Here is a 4,598-nt window from a genome sequence, read left to right as displayed (position 1 = left end):
GTTCGCTGCCGCACGATGGATCATGGTGCTTGGCCTGATGGTTTCCATCGGGCTGCACACTGTCGTCATCCAGTCGGCCGCCTGGGCTGGCATGCTGGTGTCCTACAGCCTGGAGAAAGGCTCGGTGGCGCAGGGAGTGAGCGAGACGTTTGATGGCGCACATCCCTGCCCGCTCTGCAAGCTGGCCAAAAGCACCGAGGGCACTCCTGCGGATGAAAAGCAGGCGCCCAAGGCCGATGGCAAGCTCAAGCTGCATCTCATCGCGGACGCTGCTCCCGCCATCATCATCAGCGCTCCGCCTTCCCCAGTTTATCCCGTCCGTGCCGAAGCCAAGCTTCATGTGTTGAATCACACGCCGGACACACCACCGCCCCGGCGGTCTTTGGCCTGAGCCTGTGAAGCCGCGCTGCTGAATTGAAGGCAGCGCCTGGATTTCCTGCCCGGCCCACCTCCTCACAACGGCAGCATCGCGCGGCAGGCACACGGGCCTGCATGCATTTCACGCATGACTGCCATGGAGGCTCTTTCTGGAGAGCAGAGTTCGGGGCGAAAGCCTCGTTTCTTCAGACGCCTCCGTCCGGCCGTTTTCCGGGCGGGGGCGACAAATTTCCGATCCGCAGTTCACGCTCTGGATTTGAAAACCCAACACACACACACCACAAACCTGACAACACCACATGAAGAAAACAGCATTCGCCCTCCTGTTCGTTGCCATCGGCCTCAGCTCCGCCGCCGCCAATGACGTCATCAAGGACGCCATGAAGAAGTACCACAAGCCTGAAGACGCCCTGTGCAAGAAGGTCGGCAAAGGCGAGGCCACCGACGCTGATCTGGCCGAGCTGCTCAAAGTTTACACCGCCATGTGCGGCCAGACTCCAGGCAAGGGCGACAAAGCCAAGTGGGTCGAAAAATGCCAGGCGCTCATCGGTGCCGTGAAGAAAGTCCAGGCCAAGGACGCTTCAGGTGTGAGCGACTTCAAAAAAGCCGTCAACTGCAAGGCCTGCCACGACATCTACAAAGGCAAATAATCACACCCCATGCTCTCCGGCGGTTCTGTGCTGCATGCGCAGAATCGCCGGAGGCTCTCATTCATGCTCCGCCAACTCGCACGCACCCTCATCGTCGCCGCCCTGGTTTTCTCCATCGGGCTGCACTGGGTTGTGCTGCAATCCGCCGCGTGGGCGGGCATGATTGTCACTTATTCCATTCAGGAAGGCTCGCTGCTCACCGGCATGAGCCAGACTTTCGACGCGGAGCACCCTTGCGCCCTGTGCGGCGCGGTGTGGACCGGAACTCAGAAGGAGAAAAATGATCCCAGGCAGAAGAAGGAGTCGCACAAGAAGCTGCTGCTCGCTCTTGCCGTGCTGGAGCGTGCGATTCTCACCCCGCCAGCCTTTGTCATCCTCTGCACGGAGCTGACGCAAACACCCTTTGAGATGGATCTGCGTCCTCCCGTGCCACCGCCACGACGCGGCGCTGTTTAGATTCTCGTTGGTTGAGACACCGCGGACGCATCGTGCGTCCATGCGCAGTCTGGCATGTCGATGCCGGTGCGTCCGACGCGTGTGCGCCAGCCTTTCGCGTCCTCAAAAACGGTCGTGCCATGCCCACAGGGAACCCGCATGCCGCCCCTCATCCTCTTTCGGTTCCTGTCCATTCATCATTCCATGTCTCTTTCCAAAACCACCCTCTTCATCACGGCGCTCGCGCTGTTTTCACTCAACTCCGGGCTGCATGCCCAGGATGCCGCCATGGCCCGCGGCCAGACCGTTTACATGCAGGTCTGCTTCGCCTGCCATCAGCCCACCGGCCTCGGTTTGCCGGGCATGTTCCCGCCGCTGGCCGGATCTGACTGGACTGCGGCGAAAAAGCCGGACCGCATGATCCGCATGGTGCTGCACGGCTTCACCGGCCCCGTCACCATCAACGGCAAGCCTTTTGCCACGCCTGCGCCGCTCATGCCGCCGCAGGGGGCCGTGCTCAGCGACACACAGATCGCCGATGTGCTGACCTATGTGCGTGACGCGTTTGGCAACAAGGCATCCGCCGTCACACCTGACGAGGTCAAGGCCGTCCGCGAAACGGAGAAATCCCGCGCCGCGATGTGGACCGAGGCCGAGCTGCAAAGAATCCCGGTCGAATAACACGATGTCGGACTCACCTCCCAACGCCGCGCCCTCGGGCATTCGTTACTCATCCGCCGGTGCTGAGCATCAGATCAGCACCGGCGCATGGTTGCGCATCGTCTTCGGCATAGGCCTTTCGCTCGCGGGCGTTCTGCTGTTCGGGCGTTATCTCAATCAAACGCTCCCGCAGCCCCCGCTGCCAGTCATCGCTCACATCCAGGGCGACCTCGAAGTCACCGAACGCAGCGGGCAAAGCGTGAAGCTCTCCTCCCTGCGTGGCAAAGTCACGGTGATGGCCTGCTTGTACACGGTGTGCCCGCACGGTTGCGCCGCTGTCGTGGCTCAGATGCAGAAACTGAACGCCGCGCACCACGCCCGGCCTGATTTTCATCAGGTCTCGCTCGCGGTGGCGCCCGAGCGCGACACGACCGGCTTTCTCAAAGCTTACGCCGAGGGCGTCGGCGCAAAGCCTGAAGATCCCTGGTGGTTCGTCACCGGGAATCAGCAGGCAATCTGGGACTACATGACCCATGAACTGCAACTTCAGGCGCCCGCGCCCATCCCGGAGGAAAAGCGCCTCAATCCGCTCGACCTCTACGAGCACGACCTCCGGCTGGTCCTCATCGACCGCCAGGGTCGTGTGCGTGGTTATTACTCCGTCTTCCACCCACAATCCGAGGTCGCCATGCTCATGACCGAGCATCTCAGCCGTGACGTGCGGCGGCTTCTCGACCACCCCGATCAATGACACCAGCTCCATGAAACACCTTCTCACACTCCTCCTAAGTCTCATCGCCATCACCTCCTGCGTCGCAGGTGATCCTGTCCAGTTCGTCTATCACGGCGAGGTCGTCGGCATCATGTGCATTCATTGCACCCACAAGGTCGAAAGCGCGCTTTCCAAGATGGAAGGCGTGCGCACCGTGAAAGTCACACGCAACGAGTCCGGCGGCTTGCCCAGGCTCGAAATCATCGCCGCCTGTGCCACGCTAACCCGGGAGGATGCCGTCAAAGCGCTCGGAGATGACGCGAAGATGTACGACATCCGCAGCTTGCGGCTCGTGCGTGAGAAGTAACCCGGCGCATGTGTTGACACCTCTCTACCCGCTTCCATAATCGCCGCCCATGTCTCCCGCCTTCCCAACCCGACCTTCGGCGCGCCTCGCGCAGCGCGGGATCGTGCTGCTGGTGTGCCTTTCGCTCGGCCTTCACTGGGCGGTGATTCAAGGCATCGCGTGGACGGGCATGCTGATCTCCTATGCGGCTGAAGGCGCGATGATCGAGGCGGTGGAAAAGACCTTCGACGGCCAGCATGGCTGCCCTCTGTGCCAGACGGTGAAGGAAGGCCGTGATTCAGATCAAAACCAGCCGCAGCAGACAGGACAGGCCATGAAGAAACTGGACGCCGTGCTGGTGGAGATGGTCAGACTGACCGTGCCTTTGATTGAGATGATGACTTTCGTGATGATTCACGAAGATTGGGTGAAACGTACGGAGATGCCGGAGACGCCCCCGCCACGACGCGGACTGGTTTGAGCCTGTAGATCGAACTTCCAAGTTCGATCCATCAAACCGCCGGACTTGCAAGTCCGGCCCACGCCTCATGTGCATGCCGCCATCCACGCGGCTGCCTTTCTCTCACCTCTCATTCCATGAAACCATTTTATACTCTCATTCTACTCTCAGTCACCGGCGCAGCGCTCGCGCAGAGCGCCCCCTCCGGAAAACCCACGACGACTCTTAACGAAGTCGTCATCACGGCACAAAAATCACCCTCGCTCACCATTCCAAGCGTCGAGGAAAAGAAGGAACAACTCGCCAAAACCATCCCCGGTGGCGCGGGCGTTGTCGATGCGGAGGAGTACAAACGCGGTCGCGCCAGCACGCTCAAGGACGCGCTCGATTTCGCGCCCGGTGTGTTGATCCAGTCGCGCTTCGGCGCGGAGGAGTCGCGCCTGTCCATCCGCGGCAGCGGCATCCAGCGCACCTTCCATGGCCGCGGCTTGTGGCTGATGCAGGATGGCGTGCCCCTGAACTTGGCGGACGGCGGCTTCGACATGCAGGCCGTGGAGCCGCTGACCTCGAATTACATCGAGGTCTATCGCGGCGCGAACGCGCTGCAATACGGCGGCACCACGCTCGGCGGGGCGATCAATTTCATCTCCAACACCGGTCACACGGCCAGTCCGTTCCAGGCGCGCTTTGAAATCGGCAGCTTCAACACGCGCCGCGCTCAAATCTCCTCCGGTTTCGTCAGCGGCGACACGGACGTGTACGCCAGCATCACCGCCTCGCACTCGGACGGCTTTCGTGACTGGAGCGAGCAGGAGAGCCTGCGCATCTTCGCCAACATCGGCACGAAGCTCAGCGCAAACCTCGAAAACCGCTTCTTCATCACCTGGGTGGACAGCAAATCGCAGCTCCCCGGCTCGCTGACGAAGGCGCAGTTTGAGGCCAGCCCACAGCAGGCCA

At 61.4% G+C, this 4,598-nt stretch carries 8 protein-coding genes; all 8 read left to right on the top strand.

What is annotated here, in order from left to right; genetic code table 11:
* Positions 1–391 (top strand): hypothetical protein (locus tag ACILSI_RS26735; protein ID WP_395724986.1); only part of this gene is annotated, 391 nt, incomplete at its 5' end.
* A 286-nt stretch (positions 392–677) separates the two neighbouring features.
* Entirely contained in the window at positions 678–1,028 is a 351-nt protein-coding gene (locus ACILSI_RS26730; protein WP_395724985.1) for a hypothetical protein, read from the top strand.
* 63 nt (positions 1,029–1,091) lie between these two features.
* Positions 1,092–1,484: a hypothetical protein gene (locus ACILSI_RS26725; RefSeq protein ID WP_395724984.1), complete on the top strand. Its 393-nt coding sequence runs from the start codon at positions 1,092–1,094 to the stop codon at positions 1,482–1,484.
* Between the two features lie 183 nt (positions 1,485–1,667).
* Positions 1,668–2,144 (top strand): c-type cytochrome, encoded by a 477-nt coding sequence (locus tag ACILSI_RS26720; protein ID WP_395724983.1) that lies wholly within the window; start codon positions 1,668–1,670, stop codon positions 2,142–2,144.
* Between the two features lie 4 nt (positions 2,145–2,148).
* Positions 2,149–2,874, top strand: coding sequence for an SCO family protein (locus ACILSI_RS26715; RefSeq protein ID WP_395724982.1), 726 nt, complete (start codon positions 2,149–2,151; stop codon positions 2,872–2,874).
* A gap of 10 nt (positions 2,875–2,884) precedes the next feature.
* Positions 2,885–3,202 carry a heavy metal-associated domain-containing protein gene (locus ACILSI_RS26710; protein ID WP_395724981.1) on the top strand — a complete coding sequence of 106 codons (318 nt, stop codon included), beginning with the start codon at positions 2,885–2,887 and terminating at the stop codon, positions 3,200–3,202.
* Between the two features lie 49 nt (positions 3,203–3,251).
* On the top strand, positions 3,252–3,662 hold the full coding sequence (locus ACILSI_RS26705; RefSeq protein ID WP_395724980.1) for a hypothetical protein: 411 nt from the start codon (positions 3,252–3,254) through the stop codon (positions 3,660–3,662).
* Between the two features lie 116 nt (positions 3,663–3,778).
* Positions 3,779–4,598: TonB-dependent receptor plug domain-containing protein (locus ACILSI_RS26700; RefSeq protein ID WP_395724979.1), on the top strand; the 820-nt coding region annotated here is incomplete at its 3' end.

This window comes from Prosthecobacter sp., assembly GCF_044232965.1.
Lineage (GTDB): Bacteria > Verrucomicrobiota > Verrucomicrobiia > Verrucomicrobiales > Verrucomicrobiaceae > Prosthecobacter.
The sequence above is the reverse complement of the archived record's forward strand: the minus strand, read 5'-3'. Positions and strand labels throughout refer to the sequence as shown.